Origin of the sequence: Flavobacterium branchiophilum FL-15 (genome assembly GCF_000253275.1) — a bacterium.
Taxonomy (GTDB): Bacteria; Bacteroidota; Bacteroidia; order Flavobacteriales; family Flavobacteriaceae; genus Flavobacterium; species Flavobacterium branchiophilum.
In genome coordinates this window covers 356,657-376,390 of the sequence record NC_016001.1, presented here as the reverse complement: position 1 = coordinate 376,390, position 19,734 = coordinate 356,657, and the positions used below count along the sequence as shown (strand labels likewise).

General features: G+C 34.4%; 16 protein-coding genes and 1 tRNA gene. 8 read left to right on the top strand and 9 right to left on the bottom strand.

Features of this window, described 5'->3' with window-relative positions:
• Nucleotides 1-60 precede the first annotated feature (60 nt).
• From infB to rimP, 3 genes are read right to left on the bottom strand one after another with little or no spacing between them, the layout of a single operon-like run.
• Nucleotides 61-3,024, bottom strand: a complete 2,964-nt coding sequence (gene infB, locus FBFL15_RS01685) for a translation initiation factor IF-2 (protein ID WP_014082943.1) — start codon at nucleotides 3,022-3,024, stop codon at nucleotides 61-63.
• Nucleotides 3,025-3,070: 46 nt separating this feature from the next.
• On the bottom strand, nucleotides 3,071-4,324 hold the full coding sequence (gene nusA / locus FBFL15_RS01680) for a transcription termination factor NusA (protein WP_014082942.1): 1,254 nt from the start codon (nucleotides 4,322-4,324) through the stop codon (nucleotides 3,071-3,073).
• A gap of 9 nt (nucleotides 4,325-4,333) precedes the next feature.
• A complete protein-coding gene (gene rimP / locus FBFL15_RS01675; protein ID WP_014082941.1) occupies nucleotides 4,334-4,801 on the bottom strand; it encodes a ribosome assembly cofactor RimP in 468 nt (155 codons plus the stop codon).
• Nucleotides 4,802-5,050: 249 nt separating this feature from the next.
• On the opposite strand from rimP, the gene FBFL15_RS01670 reads away from it, so the two are divergent.
• Nucleotides 5,051-5,875: a universal stress protein gene (locus FBFL15_RS01670; RefSeq protein WP_014082940.1), complete on the top strand. Its 825-nt coding sequence runs from the start codon at nucleotides 5,051-5,053 to the stop codon at nucleotides 5,873-5,875.
• Nucleotides 5,876-5,924: 49 nt separating this feature from the next.
• On the opposite strand, the gene FBFL15_RS01665 is transcribed toward FBFL15_RS01670, so the two are convergent.
• Nucleotides 5,925-5,998: transfer RNA gene (locus tag FBFL15_RS01665), tRNA-Ile, on the bottom strand.
• Nucleotides 5,999-6,202: 204 nt separating this feature from the next.
• Entirely contained in the window at nucleotides 6,203-6,604 is a 402-nt protein-coding gene (mce, locus tag FBFL15_RS01660) for a methylmalonyl-CoA epimerase (RefSeq protein ID WP_014082939.1), read from the bottom strand.
• Between the two features lie 271 nt (nucleotides 6,605-6,875).
• On the opposite strand from mce, the gene FBFL15_RS01655 reads away from it, so the two are divergent.
• The 3 genes from FBFL15_RS01655 to FBFL15_RS01645 all read left to right on the top strand — a co-directional run bounded on the left by FBFL15_RS01655 (nucleotide 6,876) and on the right by FBFL15_RS01645 (nucleotide 10,006).
• Nucleotides 6,876-8,477 (top strand): fumarate hydratase, encoded by a 1,602-nt coding sequence (locus tag FBFL15_RS01655; RefSeq protein WP_014082938.1) that lies wholly within the window; start codon nucleotides 6,876-6,878, stop codon nucleotides 8,475-8,477.
• A 385-nt stretch (nucleotides 8,478-8,862) separates the two neighbouring features.
• Complete coding sequence (locus FBFL15_RS01650; protein ID WP_014082937.1) at nucleotides 8,863-9,261, top strand: hypothetical protein; 399 nt, start codon at nucleotides 8,863-8,865, stop codon at nucleotides 9,259-9,261.
• Between the two features lie 85 nt (nucleotides 9,262-9,346).
• Nucleotides 9,347-10,006, top strand: a complete 660-nt coding sequence (locus FBFL15_RS01645) for a hypothetical protein (protein WP_014082936.1) — start codon at nucleotides 9,347-9,349, stop codon at nucleotides 10,004-10,006.
• A 345-nt stretch (nucleotides 10,007-10,351) separates the two neighbouring features.
• Here FBFL15_RS01645 and FBFL15_RS01640 read toward each other — a convergent pair whose 3' ends face one another.
• From FBFL15_RS01640 to FBFL15_RS16740, 3 genes are read right to left on the bottom strand one after another with little or no spacing between them, the layout of a single operon-like run.
• On the bottom strand, nucleotides 10,352-11,725 hold the full coding sequence (locus tag FBFL15_RS01640) for a DUF5689 domain-containing protein (RefSeq protein WP_014082935.1): 1,374 nt from the start codon (nucleotides 11,723-11,725) through the stop codon (nucleotides 10,352-10,354).
• A gap of 10 nt (nucleotides 11,726-11,735) precedes the next feature.
• Nucleotides 11,736-14,168: a TonB-dependent receptor gene (locus FBFL15_RS01635; protein WP_231847480.1), complete on the bottom strand. Its 2,433-nt coding sequence runs from the start codon at nucleotides 14,166-14,168 to the stop codon at nucleotides 11,736-11,738.
• Nucleotides 14,092-14,505: a carboxypeptidase-like regulatory domain-containing protein gene (locus FBFL15_RS16740; protein ID WP_231847479.1), complete on the bottom strand. Its 414-nt coding sequence runs from the start codon at nucleotides 14,503-14,505 to the stop codon at nucleotides 14,092-14,094. The genes FBFL15_RS01635 and FBFL15_RS16740 overlap by 77 nt, the downstream gene beginning before the upstream one ends.
• Nucleotides 14,506-14,641: 136 nt before the next feature.
• Here FBFL15_RS16740 and FBFL15_RS01630 point away from each other — a divergent pair, with 136 nt between their 5' ends.
• From FBFL15_RS01630 to FBFL15_RS01615, 4 genes are all read left to right on the top strand, one after another.
• Nucleotides 14,642-15,745 carry an endonuclease/exonuclease/phosphatase family protein gene (locus FBFL15_RS01630; RefSeq protein WP_014082934.1) on the top strand — a complete coding sequence of 368 codons (1,104 nt, stop codon included), beginning with the start codon at nucleotides 14,642-14,644 and terminating at the stop codon, nucleotides 15,743-15,745.
• 80 nt (nucleotides 15,746-15,825) lie between these two features.
• Nucleotides 15,826-16,800, top strand: coding sequence for a polyprenyl synthetase family protein (locus FBFL15_RS01625; protein ID WP_014082933.1), 975 nt, complete (start codon nucleotides 15,826-15,828; stop codon nucleotides 16,798-16,800).
• Nucleotides 16,800-17,153, top strand: a complete 354-nt coding sequence (locus tag FBFL15_RS01620; protein WP_014082932.1) for a hypothetical protein — start codon at nucleotides 16,800-16,802, stop codon at nucleotides 17,151-17,153. Before FBFL15_RS01625 ends, FBFL15_RS01620 begins: the two co-directional genes overlap by 1 nt.
• A 21-nt stretch (nucleotides 17,154-17,174) precedes the next feature.
• Nucleotides 17,175-18,209, top strand: a complete 1,035-nt coding sequence (locus FBFL15_RS01615) for a glycosyltransferase family 9 protein (RefSeq protein WP_014082931.1) — start codon at nucleotides 17,175-17,177, stop codon at nucleotides 18,207-18,209.
• Nucleotides 18,210-18,435: 226 nt separating this feature from the next.
• Here FBFL15_RS01615 and FBFL15_RS01610 read toward each other — a convergent pair whose 3' ends face one another.
• Nucleotides 18,436-19,326 (bottom strand): Rpn family recombination-promoting nuclease/putative transposase, encoded by an 891-nt coding sequence (locus tag FBFL15_RS01610; RefSeq protein ID WP_014082930.1) that lies wholly within the window; start codon nucleotides 19,324-19,326, stop codon nucleotides 18,436-18,438.
• Between the last annotated feature and the right edge of the window lie 408 nt (nucleotides 19,327-19,734).

Below are 19,734 nucleotides of genomic sequence, written 5' to 3'. Positions count from 1 at the left end.
TCATAAAAAAACGCCTTAACTTGAAAATTAAGGCGTTTTATTTTATAATAAATTTAGATTTTATTTTAATTTCTTTTTAACAGATACTTCATGGTAAGCTTCTATCAAATCACGTTCTTCAATATCGTTATAATTTTTAATTTGAATACCACAATCATATCCTTTTGATACTTCTTTCACATCGTCTTTGAAACGTTTTAATGCCAATAAATCTCCTGTAAATACTACTACACCATTTCTAATTACTCTTATTTTAGAATTTCTAGCTATTTTTCCGTCAATAACCATACATCCAGCAATAGAGCCTACTTTTGAAATTTTGAATATCTCTCTGATTTCGGCAGTACCTGTAATTTCTTCTTTTATTTCAGGAGATAACATCCCTTCCATAGCATCTTTCAAATCGTCGATTGCATCGTAGATGATGGAATAGTTTCGGATATCGATTTCTTCTTTATCGGCCAATTGACGAGCATTTCCGGCAGGTCTAACATTAAATCCAATAATAATAGCATCAGAGGCAGAGGCCAACATAACATCCGTTTCAGTAATAGCACCAACACCTTTGTGAATGATGTTGATTTGAATTTCGTCTGTAGATAATTTTGAAAACGAATCTGATAATGCTTCAACAGATCCATCAACATCTCCTTTAAGTATAATATTCAATTCTTTGAACTGACCTAAAGCAATTCGTCTTCCAATTTCGTCAAGAGTAATGTGTCGTTGTGTACGAACCGATTGTTCACGCATCAATTGAGCCCGTTTTGAAGCAATTTGTTTGGCTTCTTTTTCGTCTTCAAACACATTAAATTTATCACCAGCAGTTGCTGCACCATTCAAACCTAAAACAGATACTGGAGTAGATGGACCTGCAAATTTGACTACATGCCCTCTTTCATCGTGCATGGCTTTGATTTTTCCATGGTGTTTTCCTGCTAACATATAATCTCCAATTTTCAAAGTACCGTGTTGTACTAAAATGGTAGATACATACCCTTTACCTTTATCCAAAAAGGCTTCGACAACAGTACCTTGTGCGGCTTTATTTGGATTGGATTTTAAATCTAAAATTTCGGCTTCTAATAAAACTTTTTCTAATAATTCTTTTACGCCTGTACCTACTTTTGCAGAAATATCATGTGATTGAATTTTGCCTCCCCAGTCTTCAACTAGTAAATTCATTCCAGCTAATCTTTCTTTAATTTTTTCAGGATTGGCATTTGGTTTATCCACTTTATTGATAGCAAAAATAATAGGTACACCCGCTGCTTGGGCATGACTGATTGCTTCCTTGGTTTGTGGCATGATGTCGTCGTCTGCAGCAATTACGATAATTGCAATATCGGTTACTTGAGCTCCACGGGCACGCATGGCCGTAAAGGCTTCGTGTCCAGGTGTATCTAAAAATGCGATTTTTTGACCATTATCCAACGTAACTCCATAAGCACCAATATGTTGTGTAATACCTCCCGACTCGCCTGCAATTACATTTTCTTTACGAATATAATCCAGCAAAGAGGTTTTACCATGATCTACGTGTCCCATTACGGTAACAATCGGAGCTCTGGTTTCTAAATCCTCTTCTTTATCGGCTACCACTTCTATGGCTTCTTCAATATCAACAGTAATGAACTCTACTTCATATCCAAACTCATCTGCAACAATTGTAAGTGTTTCAGCATCAAGTCGTTGGTTTTGAGTTACCATAATACCAAGCGACATACAAGTACCTATAACCTTTGTAATTGGCACATCCATCATAATGGCTACTTCGCCCACAGTAACAAATTCGGTTACTTTGATGGTTTTACTGCCTTCGTCTAGTGCACGTTGTTCGTCATCAGACTTTTGACGGTGCGTTTCTCTTTTATCTCTTCTATATTTAGCGGCTTTAGATTTGTTTCCTTTTCCTTGAAGTTTTTCTAAAGTTTCTCTAATTTGATTTTTAACGTCTTCTTCAGTAGGCTCTACTTTGGCAACAATTGCTGGTCTGTTCCCTTTTACAAAACCTGGTCTATTTCCACGATTATTATTATTGTTATTGTTACTATTATTAGTATTTGGAACAATTTTGTTAGCCCCTGGAGTACCTGTATTGGTAGTACCTGTTGGTTTTGGAGTACCTGGTTTTGGTGCAATTCTCTTACGCTTATTTTTATTAGCATTAGCATTATTTGCATTAGGTGTTCCTGGTTTATTGGGCGTAATTTTTGGCTCGCTTTTCTTTTTTGGTTTATTGAATTGAGACAAATCAATAGTTTGACCTGTTAAAGTAGCTCCAGATAATTTTTGATATTGCGTAGTAAAAGTTTCCTCTTTTGGCACTTCAACCACTGGAGATTCTTTTTTAGTTTCTTTAGGTTTCTCTGCATTGTTGGGTTTGATAGCCTTATTTGGTTGAATGATATTGGCAATATGCTTTGGAGCATCTGTCTTTAATACTTCAACTTTTTTGGCCACTACTTTTGGAGGGGTAATTTTAGGTACCTCTGTTTTCAAAACTTCAATAACAACCTCTTTTACTGGCTCAGCCACTTTTGTTGGCTCAGCCACTTTTACTGGTTCGGTCACCACTTTTTCTGCAGGTTTTTCAACAATTGGAGCCGCTTTTGGAGCTTCCACTTCTTGTTTTTCTACAGGTTTTGGTTGGTTGCTTTTTGGATTAAGGTCAATTTTCCCTACCTGAACAGGGCCAGCCATCACTGCTTTTGCTTTGATAACTTCTAGTCTTTGACGTTCTTCCTCTTGTTTGCGTTTGAGTTCGATTTCTCGTTCTCTTTCCAATTTCAAGGCTTCTTTTTCCTTTCTTTTTTCTTCACTCACTTCTTTAGAAGCCTGTTTATTGCCTTTGTCGCCCGCAAATTGTCCGCAAAGGACGTTATATACGTCATCTGAAATTTTTGTATTTGGGTTTGCTTCAATAGCAATGCCTTTATCTTTTAGATAATCCACAGCTCTTTCTAAGGAAATATTCAACTCCCTTAAAACTTTGTTTATTCTAATCACTTTTTCTTCAGACATATTATAACCTTAAAATTTATTTATTATATTTTATAAAAGAGAAATATTAATTTTCAAATTCTTCTTTTAATATTTGCATTACTTCTTCTATTGTTTCTTCTTCTAAATCTGTTCTTCTTGCCAAGTCTTCGACTGTTTGGCTCAAGATGCTTTTTGCTGTATCCAACCCAATTTTGGCAAACTCTTCAATAACCCAAGCGTCAATTTCATCTGAAAACTCTGTCAATTCCACATCGTCTTCGTCGGCAACTGTTCCAGCTACTTCTCCTTCTCGGATAACATCCAATTCATAACCCGTAAGCAAACCAGCTAGTCTAATGTTATGACCGCCACGACCAATGGCTTTTGATACTTCATCTAATTTTAAGAATACATCAGCACGTTTAGTATCTTCGTTTATTTTGATAGACGATACTTTTGCAGGGCTCAATGCTCTAGTAATAAACAGTTGGGCATTGTTTGTAAAATTGATTACATCAATATTTTCGTTACCCAATTCTCTAACTATACCGTGGATTCTGCTGCCTTTCATTCCTACGCAAGCCCCAACAGGATCTATACGATCGTCGTAAGTTTCAACAGCAACTTTGGCTTTTTCGCCAGGTATTCTAACTACTTTTTTCACAATGATTAAACCATCTGCTACTTCAGGTATTTCTTGTTCAAATAATTTTTCTAAAAATTTCTCTGAAGTTCTAGACATAATAATTTGAGGTTTATTGCCTTTCAATTCAACGCTTTCAATAATACCACGAACGTTGTCACCTTTTCTAAAGAAATCCGATGGAATTTGTTTTTCTTTTGGCAAAACTATTTCATTGCCACTATCATCTACTAAAATAACAACTTTTGGTCTCACGTGGTGTACCTCTGCGGTATATACGTCGCCAATCAGGTCTTTAAATTGTTTGTATAAGTTAGTGCTATCGTGTTCGTGTATTTTAGAAATTAAATTTTGTCTTAATGCTAAAATGGCACGTCTTCCTAAATCAACAAGTTTAACTTCTTCTGAAACCTCTTCGCCAATTTCAAAATCAGGTTCAATTTTTCTGGCATCGGTAAGGGTTATTTCCAAATGGTCCAAATCCAAATCGTCATCGGCTACAATAACTCTTCTTTGCCAAATTTCCATATCGCCTTTATCTGGATTGATAATAATATCAAAATTATCATCCGATCCAAATTTCTTTTTTAATGCGTTTCTAAATACATCTTCCAAGATCGCCATTAAAGTAACACGATCTATCAGTTTATCATCTTTAAACTCTGAAAACGATTCGATTAATGCAATATTCTCCATGCCAAATTTTTAATTAAATGTTATTGTAACAACTGCTTCTTTGATTTCAGTATAAGCTATTTCTTGTACCTTATCAACAGTTTCCTTTCCTTTTCCTATTTTCTTTGGTTCTCTCGTTTGCCACGACAAAGTTATAAAATCTTCGTTAGCTTGAATCAATTTTGCTTCAATAATTTCATTTGCAAGTTTTACTTGCAAGGTTCGTCCAATATTTTTCTTGTACTGACGAATTAATTTTAAAGGAGATGAAACTCCTGCTGAAGCTACTTCTAACGAAAAATCTTGTTCTTCTCTGTCCAAATGCTGCTCAATATCGCGACTAACATCTATACAATCTTGAAGGACTACCCCATGATCGCCGTCTAAGGTAACGATTATTTTAAAATCGTCTCTTATTGTTAAATCCACTAAAAACAAACTTGGTCGTGTATCCAAGCAATTGTTGAGCAATGCTGAAACCTTTTCTTTAAATGTCATACTTTATAAAAAGAGGGGACAATCGTCCCCTCATTATTTAATTTCTTAATAAATAACGGTGCAAATATAGTTATTTTTTTTAAATGACAAAAAACCTTTTGAAATGTTATTAATTTTTATTAATTTTATATCGAAAAAAAATATGATTCTGAACCAATGAAACGGATATACATGGCACAAGCTATATGTTATCACTAAAAAAAACACAGAGTTATCAATCAGATTATCAATCACTTAAATTATTTTACCATGAAAAGAATACTTGTACCGACAGATTTTTCTGAACATTCAGAACATGCACTACGAGTTGCGGCTCAAATTGCAAAAAAACACAATGGCGAAATTATATTATTACACAGCATTGAATTACCGCATTTAATTGGTGAAAATGCTCAAAAAGGTGAAAATATACCTGAAATTATGTTTTTTAAAAACAAAGCCATCGAAAAATTAGAAGCACAAATGGATGCTGACTTTTTAGATGGTTTAGAAGTATCCGAAATCATTAAATTAGAAAGGGTTTTTGATAGCATCCTGACATTAATTCAAAAAAACAATATCGATTTGATTGTTATGGGGTCTCATGGAAGTAACGGAATTCAAGAAATATTAGTTGGCTCTAATACAGAGAAAGTAGTTAGAAATGTAGATGTTCCCGTATTAATTATTAAAAAAGAGATGCCCGTATTTGAAGTCAATCATTTTGTTTTTGCGTCTGATTTTTCTAAAGAAATCAAAACTAATTTTCATAAAGTGATCCAATTTGCCGAAAAAAACCAAGCCAAATTGCATTTGGTTTACATCAACACCCCCACACAATTCAAAACTACAGCAGTTGCAGAGGAATTATTGCGACAATTTGTTAGCGATTTTGATATTAAAAACTTCGAAACCCACATCTATAATGATATGAGTGTAGAAAAAGGTGTTTTTAATTTTTCAAAAGCAATTCAAGCCGAATTGATTGGACTAAGCACACATGGTAAAAAAGGGATTTCGCATTTTTTTAATGGCAGCATTAGCGAAAGTATTGTCAATCATGCAACATTGCCTGTAATAACATTTAAAGTATAACAAAAAAAAATCGTAAACACTTAAAATTAAGTTATTTACGATTTTAAAGTGGTCCCACTTGGAATCGAACCAAGCACCTACTGATTATGAGTCAGTTGCTCTAACCGAATGAGCTATAGGACCATTTTTGAGAGTGCAATATTAATACATTTATTGTTTATTTGCAAACAATTTTTAAATGTTTTGATTAAAATGTTCAAAAAAAATTTAATTCACTGATTTTAAAGATTTTAGTAGAATAAAAAAACACCTCATGATGTAAAATATCATTGAGGTGTTGCTGTTTAACAAGCTAAAAAGTTTTATATATAATGTGTTGGCAAATTATTATACTATTTCCTGACACAATTCAATCAATACACCATTTGTACTTTTAGGATGTAAAAAAGCTACCATTTTATTATCGGCACCTTTTTTGGGCGTTTGATTCAAAACTACAAATCCTTCCAATTGTAAACGGGCTATTTCTTCTTCAATATTAGCCACATCAAAAGCAATATGATGAATCCCCTCCCCTTTTTTTTCAATGAATTTAGCAATTGGACTTTCTGGGTTTGTAGCTTGTAATAACTCAATTTTATTAGGGCCATTACTAAAAAAAGACGTCATTACCCCTTCCGATTCCACCGTTTCTTCTTTGTAGGCGGGAGCTCCAAATAATTTTGCGAAAATTTCATTTGACGCTTCCAAATCTTTTACAGCAATACCAATATGTTCTATTTTTCTCATTTTTACATTTTTTATGAATTATAGGCAACAAATTTCGTGATTTACAACATAATAATTACCATTTATACCGATTATTTTATAAATAATATAATTTTGAATGCCATTATCGATGTAAAAAAACAATTTAAAAAAAAGAGCAACCATTTTCCCCAACATAAAGAATTTAACATTAATTCTAAAATTTTCGTTAATTTGTTATAAAAAAAAACATAAAACATGGTTTTTACCTAATTTTTATTAATTTTACAGCTCAAAAAAAATATATTATACCATGGACTTTATATACCAAGACCCGTATCCAATTCAAAAAGACGATACCCAATACAAAAAAATCAGTGCTGACTTTGTAAAAGTTGAACAACTAGGCGAAAGAGAAATACTAACCGTTGACCCAAAAGGCTTGGAATTGCTAGCCCAAGAAGCCATGAACGACGTTTCGTTTATGTTGAGAACAGCACATTTGCAAAAGCTAAAAAACATTTTAGACGACCCAGAAGCTACGGATAATGACCGTTTTGTAGCTTATAATTTGTTGCAAAATGCCGTTGTTGCTGTGGAAGGTCAATTGCCTTCCTGTCAAGATACTGGGACTGCAATTGTTATGGCCAAAAAAGGCGAAAATGTATATACCGGTGCCGATGATGCCGAATTCTTGTCAAAAGGAATTTTCAATACTTACCAAAATCGCAATTTGCGTTATTCACAAATTGTACCGATTTCGATGTTTGAAGAGAAAAATTCAGGGTCTAATTTGCCAGCCCAAATTGATATTTATGCCAAAAAAGGGGCTTCTTATGAATTCTTGTTTTTAGCCAAAGGAGGCGGTTCGGCAAACAAAACGTATTTGTACCAACAAACCAAGTCTTTATTAAACGAAAAATCACTAGAAAGCTTCATACGTCTGAAAATCAAAGACTTAGGAACTTCTGCTTGTCCGCCATACCATTTGGCTTTGGTCATTGGTGGGACTTCTGCCGAGGCTAATTTGGCTACCGTAAAAAAAGCTTCTGCGGGCTATTTTGACCATTTACCAACAACAGGAAACATGTCGGGACAGGCCTTTCGGGATTTAGAATGGGAAAAAAGAGTGCAACTAATTTGTCAGGAAAGCCAAATTGGAGCACAGTTTGGTGGTAAATATTTCACTCACGATGTACGTGTGATTCGATTGCCTCGTCACGCTGCCTCTTGTCCTGTGGGCTTGGGCGTTTCGTGCTCTGCCGACAGAAACATCAAAGCGAAAATCACTAAAGACGGACTGTTTTTGGAACAATTAGAAACCAATCCAAAACAATTTTTGCCCGAAGTAGCACCCCATTTGGAAGCACCAGTCGAAATTGATTTGAACCAACCGATGGCTTCTATCTTGGCGGAATTGTCTAAATACCCCATCAAAACCCGTTTGAAATTGAACGGAACTTTGATTGTAGCACGCGATATTGCCCATGCCAAAATCAAAGAACTTTTGGATGCAGGCAAGCCGATGCCAGACTATTTCAAAAACCACCCCATTTATTATGCAGGGCCAGCCAAAACTCCAGAAGGAATGCCATCAGGAAGTTTTGGACCAACGACAGCAGGCAGAATGGATGTTTATGTTGAAGAATTTCAGAAAGCGGGAGGCAGTATGGTAATGCTTGCCAAAGGAAACCGCACCAAAGACGTGATGAACGCCTGCAAAACCTACGGCGGATTCTATTTGGGTTCCATTGGAGGGCCAGCAGCCATCTTGGCACAAGAAAATATTTTGAATGTAGAAATTGTTGATTTTGAAGAATTGGGCATGGAAGCTGTTCGCAAAATTACGGTAAAAGATTTCCCGGCCTTCATCATTACCGATGATAAAGGGAATGATTTTTTTGAAAATTTATAAAATAATATTTACATAAAAATACAAACTATTGTTTACCGTATTTAGCGTTATAGATAGCAGTGAAAATCCTTTAGAAGCCCCACAGCACCCAATAGGAGTGTTGTATTGCACGAATATAGTTTCTGAATGTGGTAATCAAAAAAGATTATTTCACAATATGATATTTCTTTTGGAGTTCAATGAACGTTGTTTGAAACGGATAGCACGAACTTTGTGGTAACGCCCAAAATATAGTAATTAATAGTAGCCTATTTTTTAAAATTGAGCCATTGATGATGGACAATTGGACCGAAAAAATTTGATGTCCGTTTTTAAAATTTGCTTAAATTTAGTAGAGCCTCAAAGTTATTTTAATATCTTTGAGGCTTTTTAAAACAACCCTACCATGCCATTTAAAGCAACCTTCAATCGTTTTTATGCACAAGTCAAAACCAGTTTACAGGATGGTACTTTTGCAAAACTTACACTTGCCAAAAGAATTGGCAATACAGATTTGATGAATATTTATGTTTGGCCAATAGTTGTTGATGGCGTTTTAAAATTGGAATTGAAATACAAATACCAACAAGATGAAGTGCAACAAATCGTGTCGATAGACGAGGCGGAGGTAGTATTGTTACAGTATATTAATAATCCGTTTATGTCAGCTTTATTGTTTACCACAAATGCCGATGTAGTATATAAACTAAACAAAAAAAGAGCGGTTAGCATCACCGAAAAAGCACCTACATTTGCACATCCGTCTTATGAATTGGCAGCATTTTTGAAAGAAAGTCATAAATAAAAAGAAAATATTATTTTTTTAATTTATTTATAAATTTATATCAATACATTTTATATTTTTGTAAAACAAAAAAAAAATAAGGTTTATGAAAAACAAAACAGCCCAAGGAAACAACAAATTTTTTGTATTGACATTTATACTATTTTGTCAATTATTTAATGTACAAGCACAAAAATACCAATTTGACACCTTTTTGAAATATGCAATTATAGACAAAGAGGCAAAACAGGAATTTGTAAGCTACTCAAATACCGCCAACGATACCTATTTTTTTAGAATATATAGAATGGATTATTCATTGATAGGAAAATTATTTGATTATAAAACCAAAAAAGTTCATTCCTTTAACATCAAAGACAGTATTGGAACAAATGGAACAACGAGTTTATTTTTCAAATACCTCAACACAATGGATCTTGAAGACAATCGATTTAAAAACGATAAAAAGCATGAATTTACCTATCAAGTACAGGAAGAGACAGACAGCATTGTACAAGTAAAAATGATGATTTTAAAGAAAAAGAAACACATTGATACTTATGATTTTAGTATAAAAAAAGTCGCTGAAAATTTGATTCCAAGTTTTGATATGTGTTGTATGCATGGCTATGAACAAATGGGTGTTTTACAGCATATTAAACATGGAATCGTTACAAAAGCAACTTGGCACACCCCAAATGGTAAAACAGTTACCATAGCATTAGAAAATCGTATGAAAATAAATACCAACATAGAAATACCGTAATGTAAAATTTTTTATAAAAAATTAACTACTTTAGGTTATAAAACTATAGAATGTACTACTTATACCAAATATACATATAAAATATATTTGGTATTAAAAACTTGATGAGAAAAATCACATCATGCAATCCGACATAGGCACTGATTGAGGCCGTAGTAGAAACAACATTAATTTTTTTGTACAAATACAGTCAGCATTTGGATTCATTATAACGACAATACTATTTTTTTATGCTGACTTTTAGAATAAGCACCTTGATTGTTTTGCTTATATGTATCAACAAATACCATAAAAAAAGGCTATCCCATACAAGGGACAGCCTTTTGTTTTTTGTTTGTCTTACAACTAATTAATTAAAATATCATCTATTTGCATAGTGGTTGTAATACTGGTTGTACCACTGTATTCAAACATTACAAAACCATTACCTGTTAAGGCAGTTGGGAAAGCATACGTGCCACTATTTGTAAAGTTTACAGCATATCCTGTAGTTGTGCCACTGGCAATTGTAAAATTACTAGTAATATCGGTCAATGTAGCTTGAGCAATATTGCCTCCTGGAGTATAATTGGTAGCATAATACACTTTCAAAACGGCACCTACATTATAACCATCTTTGGTTTTAAACGAAATACTATTGGCGGCTGTAAAATCTACTGGCACTATAAAATAGGCTTTATTTGGCCCTGCCCCAAAAGAAGTCATTTGAATATATTTATTATTTGAAAAAGATTTTACGTCCCAATATCTACTGCCTACAAAAGCATCGTTGATATATTTTGGAAAATTATAACCTGCCGTTGTAGTAGGATAACTTTCAAAATTTTCTGAAATAGTTCCTAAATATTGGATGTTGTTACCAACCAATGCAGGCGAAAAATCGGCTCTCGGCCCTGTTAATTTAACATCTCGTTCCGTTCTTAATACCAATTGAAATGGGTTAGACCCTGTACCGTATTTGGTTAGTACACCTCTTATTTTGCCTCTTCCAGATGGTACAATATTACCCGCAAAATTAGCATATCGGCTGGTTCTAATGGTTAGCGTAGTAGCTCCATCGGTAATGTTGATGCTCGAATCAAAATCGTCTGTACGAACGGGATCGTAAGTGATGTTTTCCGATTCAAATTGTACGTTGTCAAACTCTACAAGTGTATTTAAATAGGTGTCATTCGCTTTGGCTTGTGCTAGTGTAATGTGCTTTACAATAGCATCTTCGCTAATAATATCGCAAGAAGGGATAATATTGTTTTTGTATGTTAAACTAGACAATCTGTCCACGGCATATTGCTCTGTTGGCGGAGCACCAATAATGAGGCCTCGAGCATAATTGGTTGGATTTGCATAAGCAAGACCTTTCATTTTTACGAATATTTTTTTGCCTGGTTGCATGTCTTTTGTATAAACATTGCCTTCATCAATAGAAATATTAAAACCTTTGCTGCCGTCTGTTGGCTGAACATACATGCTTTTATAAAAATTTCCGCCTTCATCGCTAGAGATCACATAACCTTCTATGATGTCGTCTGCGGTATAAATAGGAGAATTGGCTGGTGTTCCCGTAGGATTTGGAGCAATGGCATAAATATTAGAAACTTCTTTAGTTTTGGCCAAATTAGGGCTTACACAAGAGGGAGTGGGAGTTTCAAAAGTATCGTTTACACAACTAGAAAGCAATGTAAGTAATAAACTTGTCGATAGTATTGCAAATTTTTTCATTTGTATATATTTAAAAATTCAAATAAATATTAATCATATAAGTACGTCCGTAACCATTAAAGTATTTTGGACCAAAAACTAAATTACCGCCACTATAATGGTCTTGGTAATCTTGTTTGTAAGTTGCATTTCTGGATTGTTCAAAACCACCCGTTTTATAAGCCACATTCAAAAGATTATTAATATTGGCAAATAAACCAAACGTTTTGCCTTGTATTCTCCAAGATTTTCCACCTACAACATTGAGCAAATAAAATGGATTTAGTTTTTCTTGTTTTAAATAATTGTCGGCTTTAGCTGGATCGATGGTAATGCCAGCATTGTCTGGCGAAGTAAAGTAGCTGTTGGTTCTTTTGATGGTGGAAACATCCACATAACTTTCTGCTAAATAATTGATATTAGTACCAATCCACCAAAATTTGGGGTCTCTGTATTCTGCACCAAAAGAGAAAGCCTGTTGAGGCGAACCAGATAATTTATAACCCGCTAAATTGGCAGCTCCGTAAGACACCACATTGGCAGCCAAATCATTAGACAATTTAACGTCTGGATTGTTTGTTATGGTATAATTACCCAAAGCCGCAACTCCTGTAAACTTTACCGTTGCAGAAAGTTGGTATTCCAATCCCACTTCGAGTCCTTTGTTGCGTTTGTTGATTCCAGTAACAATTTCCGAAACAAAAGCACCGCTGCTTGTGCCTACACTGACACCGTCTGCATAATAAAAATTGATGTCGGTACTGTTTTTAGTTTCGATATAATAAGCCGAAATTCTGGATTTGAATTTTGGTGTTTTGATGATATAACTCAAATCGCCTCCATTAATTTTTTCATTTTCAATATTTTCTGTAATAAAATTATTAACACGGGCATTGGCAAAAACATCTTTAGTATTTGGAGCTTTTGACATATAAATACCGTTAAAATCAACATAATGTTTCCCCGAAATTTTATAAGTAAAACCACCTTTGAAACCAAAATTTTCAAAATCAATTGTCTCGCTTTTGCCAAAGGAATTATCAGGATAATAACCGTTTTTGTATAAACCTTCTCGCTGATAAGCTGATTTGGAAAAAGATTGTGCCAAATAAAAATCTATTTTTTTAAATACAAATTTGAATTGGGTAAAAAAGTCAAATCTTGAAGCTTCAATATTATAATTATAGCCGTATTGGTCATTTTTGCCAATAATTCTATTTGGATTGTTCAAATCCGATTGGTTTTGATCGCCATATAATCCAAAAGTAGCGACATCTGTAAAATAATTACCTCCTAATAAATCGACCATTTTCTTAAAATTTTTGGTAATCGAATTTTGATAATTCAAACCAGCATTTACAAATATGTGATCTGTTAGTTGCGAAGCTAAATTAGTATTAAAAGTTACAATATTTTCGTCATTACGGTCTTCATAAAGCACAATTCTGCTGCCGTTAGCTAAATTTTCTTGATTAATTTTGTAGATATTTTTCCAATCTAACTGTGGATTGGCTAAAAAATTAGCTCGTGTTACTGCTGCCGCATTCACATAAAATGGGGTGTTACCCACAAATACATCGTTATTAAAATAATTGGTATAATAACTTGGTAGTTTTCTATAATAAGTAGGGTCTGGATTATCTACTTTGGTATAATCCAATCGGCTATTGCCTATTTGACCCGTTTGAAAAGCTAGAGAGGTGTTGATTCTGGTTTTGTCATTCACAGTCCAATAATGAGTGAGCATTACCATGGGTTCTTCAGATTTTTTATAACGAGAATTTCTTCTTTCTCCTTCTTGAAATCCCCAATATGAATTGTATTTATCGCTCATCAAGTCTAAAGTTTCTTGTGTATTTGGCGAATTTTTACCTCGTTTGTTTTGAGCAAGGATAGAGGTAAAGTTCAAGCTATGTTTGTTGTTGATTCTCTTTTCGACACTGGCAAAAAGCGAATTGGCGCTGTAATTAGTACCATCAAAATAGCCGTTTTCAGCCCATCGTCTTCCAGCCGAAAGCGTATATGCCCAACCATCTGTTTGCATTCCAGACGAAGTAGTAGCCATGGCTCTAAAACTATAATTGGTATTGGTATTTAAAAACGAAATACGGCTACCTTTTCTATACAACGACGCTCTTGTATTGATTTCTTGAGTTCCAGCAATACCTCCAAAAATATAATCAGAAGGAGCAGAACCATTTGTAAACTCTTGATTTCTAGTAACATCATTTAAGCCTCCCCAATCACCATACTGTGGGCGACCATCGGCCATTTTATTCATCAAAATACCGTTAATCATTACGCTAGAATATTCATTGTCAATTCCTCTTACACTAAATCGGGCCTGACCTAAATTAAAAGCGGCTACTTGCAAAAAGGCATCTCTACTAGATTGCAATAAACTTGCTGTACTTTCGGATCCATTCACTTCGTCGTTCAAAGCACCTTCTGTAATGGTTATCAAACTGTTTTGTTGTTCGGTTGTTACGTCTTCTTTCAAAAAAAACGTCGCCAACAGAGGTTGTTTTGCCATTCTCAACCGTTATTTGAATTTGTTGTTCTACATAACCTTGGCTACTAATTTTTATAATTTGTATTCCAAAGGCTACATTTGAAAGTTCAAATTCACCATTTGGGTTTGTTAGCTCCGTCAAATGGGTGTTTTGAAGACTAACTTCTACGTTTTGAATGGCATTTTTGGTTTTGGAGTCTAAAACTCTTCCTGTAATTTTGGAAGCAGTTTGTCCAAACACCCAAAATACTTGCATAACTAATAAAGTACTAATAACAAGTTTTTTCATAAATTACATCTAATTAAATCATCCTTATAACAAGGAATTATTATTTCTTAATAGTGCAAAAGTACATTTTATATTAATATTAATTACTTTTGTTGCCAAGTTTATGTTAAACTTTTTAATTAAAATGCTATTAAATATGAAAATTAGAAAAATTATTACCTTCATTTTTGTGTTATTCTCAATTGCGGCGGTACAATCTCAAGCTAAAAAAGTGGCCATACACACGGTTGCTTTTTATAATTTTGAAAATTTATTTGACACCATCAACAATCCAAACAACGACGAAGAATGGCTTCCAAATGGAGCCCAAAACTGGACATCTGAAAAATACCATCAAAAACTAAAAAATTTGTCCCGTGTACTTTCTGGCATTGGCACTCCTGATAACCCAAATGCCCCTACGCTTATTGGAGGATCTGAAATTGAAAATCGGGGTGTGCTAGAAGATTTGATAAAAGAACCTCAATTAGCCAAATACAATTATGGCATTGTTCATTTTGATTCGCCAGACCATCGTGGCATTGATGTGGCATTGTTGTATCAAAAAAAATATTTTCAACCCACTAGTACTTCAAATATTCCTTTACTTATTTATAAAAATCAAGCTAAAGATTCCAAAGAAAAAGAAACAGATGAAGACAAAATGGAAAATGACAAAACCGATTATGTGAATAATCACAGGATTTATACTCGTGATATTTTGTTGGTTACCGGTTTTTTAGATGGCGAAGAGGTACATGTATTAGTAAACCACTGGCCTTCAAGGTCGGGTGGCGAAAAAAAGAGCAGCCCTTTTAGAGAAGAAGCGGGCCGATTGAACCGAAAAATTATGGACTCTATTTATAAAATAAATCCAAATGCCAAAATTATTTCAATGGGTGACTTAAATGACGGCCCTTACAACAACTCTGTTAAGAAAGGAATTGGAGCCAAATTGTCTCGAAATGATGTTGCCAAATTTGGCGTTTACAACCCCTTTGAACAAATGGCAAAAGACGGTAATGCCACCCTATTTTATAGAGATGCTGGAGATATATTTGATCAAATCATGGTTTCTGAAACTTTATTACAGAAGGATTTTTCGACCTTTATGTATTGGAAGTCTGGCATATACAACAAATCCTTTATGGTACAAACTACAGGTGCCTACAAAGGTTATCCATTAAGACACTCTTTGAACGAGGTAGGTTTTAGCGATCACTTTCCTGCTTTTATATACTTAGTAAAAGAAGTCAAATAATGATTAAAAAAAAGGATATTTTTGGTTATTTGTTTAAAATAATCATTAAATAAAATTATAAATTTGCCAAAAAACAAAACATGCACACCATTTCAGAATATCAAAGTCTATTTGTAGCGTACTTACAAAAACAATCGTACCTCAAAGAACCACAAAATTTATACAACCCTATTGACTATATCTTATCGCTTGGGGGCAAAAGAATGCGACCTGTATTAACCTTAATGTCGGCAGAAATCTTTAATGCCAATTACAAACAAGCCCTTCCTGCTGCAATGGCAGTAGAAACTTTTCATAATTTTTCATTAATTCACGACGATATTATGGACGATGCCCCACTTAGAAGAGGGCATCAAACCGTACATGAAAAATGGAACATCAACACAGGCATCCTCTCGGGCGATGCCATGTTGATATTGGCTTACCAATATTTTGAGCAATACGAACCACCCGTTTTTAGAGATTTGGCAAAATTATTTTCAAAAACCGCACTCGAAGTTTGCGAAGGACAACAATGGGATGTAGATTTTGAAACCAGAGTTGGTGTTTCCATAAACGAATACCTCAAAATGATTGAATATAAAACAGCCGTTTTAGTAGCCGCAGCCCTAAAAATGGGTGCCATCATTGCTCAAACTTCATTAGAAAATGCACAACTAATTTATGATTTTGGACTAAATTTAGGTATTGCATTTCAGCTTCAAGACGATTTTTTAGACGCTTTTGGCGATCCTAAAACTTTTGGCAAACAAGTAGGTGGCGATATTATTGAAAACAAAAAAACATATTTATATTTGACGGCACTCCAAAATGCCGACCAAACACAAAAACAGCAACTGCTAGATTTATACCAACAAAATATAGAAGACAATACCCAAAAAATTGCACTTGTAAAACAAATTTTTACAGACACAAAAGCCGCTGAAAACACTCAAAATGCCATAGCATTATACACTCAAAAAGCTTTTGATGTATTACAACCATTGGATATAGAGCCAGAAAAAAAACAGATACTACATGTATTTGGACAAAATTTAATGAAACGCACCGTATAATGACTTTTGAAACGCCACAACACCCTAAAGCCTTATGGGAAACAGCTACAAATCAGAACTTGTATTCAAAACTTGTAGTACAAATTACCAAAGATTTTAATTTGGCCAACGAAGCATTAGATTGCAAACCAGATATAGCCCCCGAAGACTTACAACATGTTTTGCACGAAAAAATATACCAACTCATAGCCCACAAATTTGGCTCATACCTCAATTTACTCTACATTATCGACGTTCCAGAAAATCAAATCAAAGCATTAGACGGGTCAGATTTAGTTGTCCTGGCCAATCAAGTATGCTTTTTAATACTCAAACGAGAGTGGATGAAAGTATGGTACAAAGCCCATTATTAATATTAAATTCCAAAAAAAAACATGAGCAAACCCATAAAACACCTTATGATATTCAGGCTATCTGCCATGGGCGATGTTGCCATGACCGTGCCAAACATCAGAAAACTTGCCCATTTGTATCCCAATTTAAAAATAACCATGGTTTCTAGGCCCTTTTTCAAACCCTTTTTCGACGACATTCCAAACCTAACATTCTTTGCTTTCGACGACAAAAAAAGGCACAAAGGGTTTATAGGAAACCTCCGTTTGTTTATCGATCTAAAAAAGTTAAAACCCGATGCTTTTGCCGATTGGCACAACGTCCTTCGATCAAAAATTGTAAGCCAATTGATGGCCTTTTCTGGCATTCAAACGGCACAAATCAACAAAGCCCGAAAAGTCAAAAAAGCCCTTACCAGACCCAAAAACAAAATTTTCAAACCGCTAACAACCGTTTTCGACAGACAAATTGAAGTTTTAGAACAATTAGGCTTTCAAATCAAAAATGCCAGCCCAATATTTCCAAATTTTCAGCCCAACAAAGCCATACAAAACCTGATAAAACCCAACAAAAAGCACCTAGGAATTGCCCCTTTTGCACAATATCAATCCAAAGTTTACCCCTTTGATTTGATGCAAAAACTAATACAAAACCTCGCACAAAATCCTGATTATGAAGTATTTTTGTTTGGCGGAGGACAAAAAGAAAAACAACTCTTGACAACCCTCGCAGCAACTCATCCAAATGTTTACAACATGGCAGGATGCTTCGACCTAGCAACAGAAATGGCCTTAATCAGCCAATTAGACCTCATGCTTTCTATGGATAGCGGCAACGCCCATATAGCCGCCATGCTAGGCAAAAAAGTACTCACCCTATGGGGAGCAACCCACCCTTATGCAGGTTTTTTGCCCTTCAACCAGCCCATAGACTATGCCCTTGTGCCCAACAGAAATCAGTACCCTCTCTTGCCCACCTCTATTTATGGAAACAAAAAAGTAGCAGGATACGAAAACGTCATGCAAACCATCAAAGTCGATGAAATAATTAATAAAATAAAACAAATATTACAATAAATTCAAATTAAACCCCAAAAACATTTCAAAATGAGGAGCCGCCACTTTTGGTATTTCCACGCAGGGCCAGTTCCCGCCTTACGCTACAATCTTTTTGTTTTTAAAGAAAAAACAAAAAGGATTTCCACTCCAGTCGGGGCTAGATTGCCACTTTTGGAGGTGTTACGATGAGCAAGGATTTTTAAAAAAAACCTATGGCATGGGATATTGACGGGGTAAATTCCTTTTAAACCTCAATTCCGTTATCTCTCAAAATCATAAGCACCTCTTGTTCCGTCAGATTGGTTAATTGAACCAATTGAGTAATAGAAAACCCATTGTTGTAACCATTAAGGATGATTTCATTATCTCTTTCTATTTTCCCTTCTACTTTCCCTTCTATCTTTCCTTCTATCTTTCCTTCTACTTTCCCTACATCATAAGCCTCTGTAATTAAGGTTTTTTCGCTAGAAATAGAATCCCAATAACGGTCATAAGCTTCTAACTCGGATTTGGTATAAGCACTTTCTTTTGCATATTCCGAGGCTTCTAATATCGAAGGGTCGTTTTTAAAATCCTCGGGAATATCTTCTTGTCCGTCTTTTATTTCTGATAAAAATCGAAGCCACAAAACATTCAACTTTTTATCTCTTATTTGTTTACTTTTAAATTTTGGCAATTCAATAAAAATAAATTCCAAACCTTCGATAATTTTATCAGAATGTTCGGTGTGGGTTATTTTATAATGATGGAAATAGTCGTCAAGCAAAGGTTCAAACACTTCATTTACAATGCTTAACGAATAAACGGGTTCCAAATTTTTATACTCTTCGCCTCGCTCAATTTGTTTGATATAAGCTTTTGAAGCGTTAAAAACCACCCGGCTTTTGAAAGAATCTGTCCAAAGCATTTGCATTTCTACGATAAACTGGCGGTCGTTTTCGTCATAACAACGCACATCTACAATCGAATTTTTAAAAACAGGAATGCGAGGCACCATTTCGGTTGGCAGGTATTTTATTTTTTTGATGGGCACCTCCAATGGCAAAAGTTCGTTGAGCAAACTCATCAATAAATGAGGATGTTCGCCAAAAATCCGCTTAAAAACCAAATCGTTTTTGGGGTCTAAATATCGCATCTTTTATTTTTTTACAAAATTAGCTTTTTTTTTTAATATTTATCAAAATTTATACCCCTCTTAAACCTACAAAAAAACCACAACTTTTTAAGGTTGTGGTTTTTGTATTGGAATGAGGGCACAACAGAGGGGTTTTCTATAGCAGTGTCATTTGTTTTTTATTAACTAGCACTCCAAAGGGTTCAGGCGGGATATAACGCATTACTAACTTATTGATATTTTATCAATTACACTAAAAATCAATACTTGTATTTAGATAAATGCAAAGTTGTTTATATCAATAATTTCATAGTAACAATCAACATAAATAATGATTTTATCCTTTCAATAAAAAAATCACTTACCTATATATTTATTTTTTTAAAATAAAAATATAATAATTTACTTGCTTTTACAATTCACTTTTGT

Excerpts from the sequence above, each read along its gene's own strand:
- FBFL15_RS16740 (WP_231847479.1), bottom strand. The coding sequence starts at position 14,505 with ATGAAAAAACTTGTTATTAGTACTTTATTAGTTATGCAAGTATTTTGG.
- FBFL15_RS01645 (WP_014082936.1), top strand. The coding sequence starts at position 9,347 with ATGAAAAACAAAACAGCCCAAGGAAACAACAAATTTTTTGTATTGACA.
- FBFL15_RS01620 (WP_014082932.1), top strand. The coding sequence starts at position 16,800 with ATGACTTTTGAAACGCCACAACACCCTAAAGCCTTATGGGAAACAGCT.
- FBFL15_RS01650 (WP_014082937.1), top strand. The coding sequence starts at position 8,863 with ATGCCATTTAAAGCAACCTTCAATCGTTTTTATGCACAAGTCAAAACC.
- FBFL15_RS01610 (WP_014082930.1), bottom strand. The coding sequence starts at position 19,326 with ATGCGATATTTAGACCCCAAAAACGATTTGGTTTTTAAGCGGATTTTT.
- nusA (WP_014082942.1), bottom strand. The coding sequence starts at position 4,324 with ATGGAGAATATTGCATTAATCGAATCGTTTTCAGAGTTTAAAGATGAT.
- FBFL15_RS01615 (WP_014082931.1), top strand. The coding sequence starts at position 17,175 with ATGAGCAAACCCATAAAACACCTTATGATATTCAGGCTATCTGCCATG.
- infB (WP_014082943.1), bottom strand. The coding sequence starts at position 3,024 with ATGTCTGAAGAAAAAGTGATTAGAATAAACAAAGTTTTAAGGGAGTTG.
- FBFL15_RS01625 (WP_014082933.1), top strand. The coding sequence starts at position 15,826 with ATGCACACCATTTCAGAATATCAAAGTCTATTTGTAGCGTACTTACAA.
- FBFL15_RS01640 (WP_014082935.1), bottom strand. The coding sequence starts at position 11,725 with ATGAAAAAATTTGCAATACTATCGACAAGTTTATTACTTACATTGCTT.
- FBFL15_RS01630 (WP_014082934.1), top strand. The coding sequence starts at position 14,642 with ATGAAAATTAGAAAAATTATTACCTTCATTTTTGTGTTATTCTCAATT.
- mce (WP_014082939.1), bottom strand. The coding sequence starts at position 6,604 with ATGAGAAAAATAGAACATATTGGTATTGCTGTAAAAGATTTGGAAGCG.
- FBFL15_RS01655 (WP_014082938.1), top strand. The coding sequence starts at position 6,876 with ATGGACTTTATATACCAAGACCCGTATCCAATTCAAAAAGACGATACC.
- rimP (WP_014082941.1), bottom strand. The coding sequence starts at position 4,801 with ATGACATTTAAAGAAAAGGTTTCAGCATTGCTCAACAATTGCTTGGAT.
- FBFL15_RS01670 (WP_014082940.1), top strand. The coding sequence starts at position 5,051 with ATGAAAAGAATACTTGTACCGACAGATTTTTCTGAACATTCAGAACAT.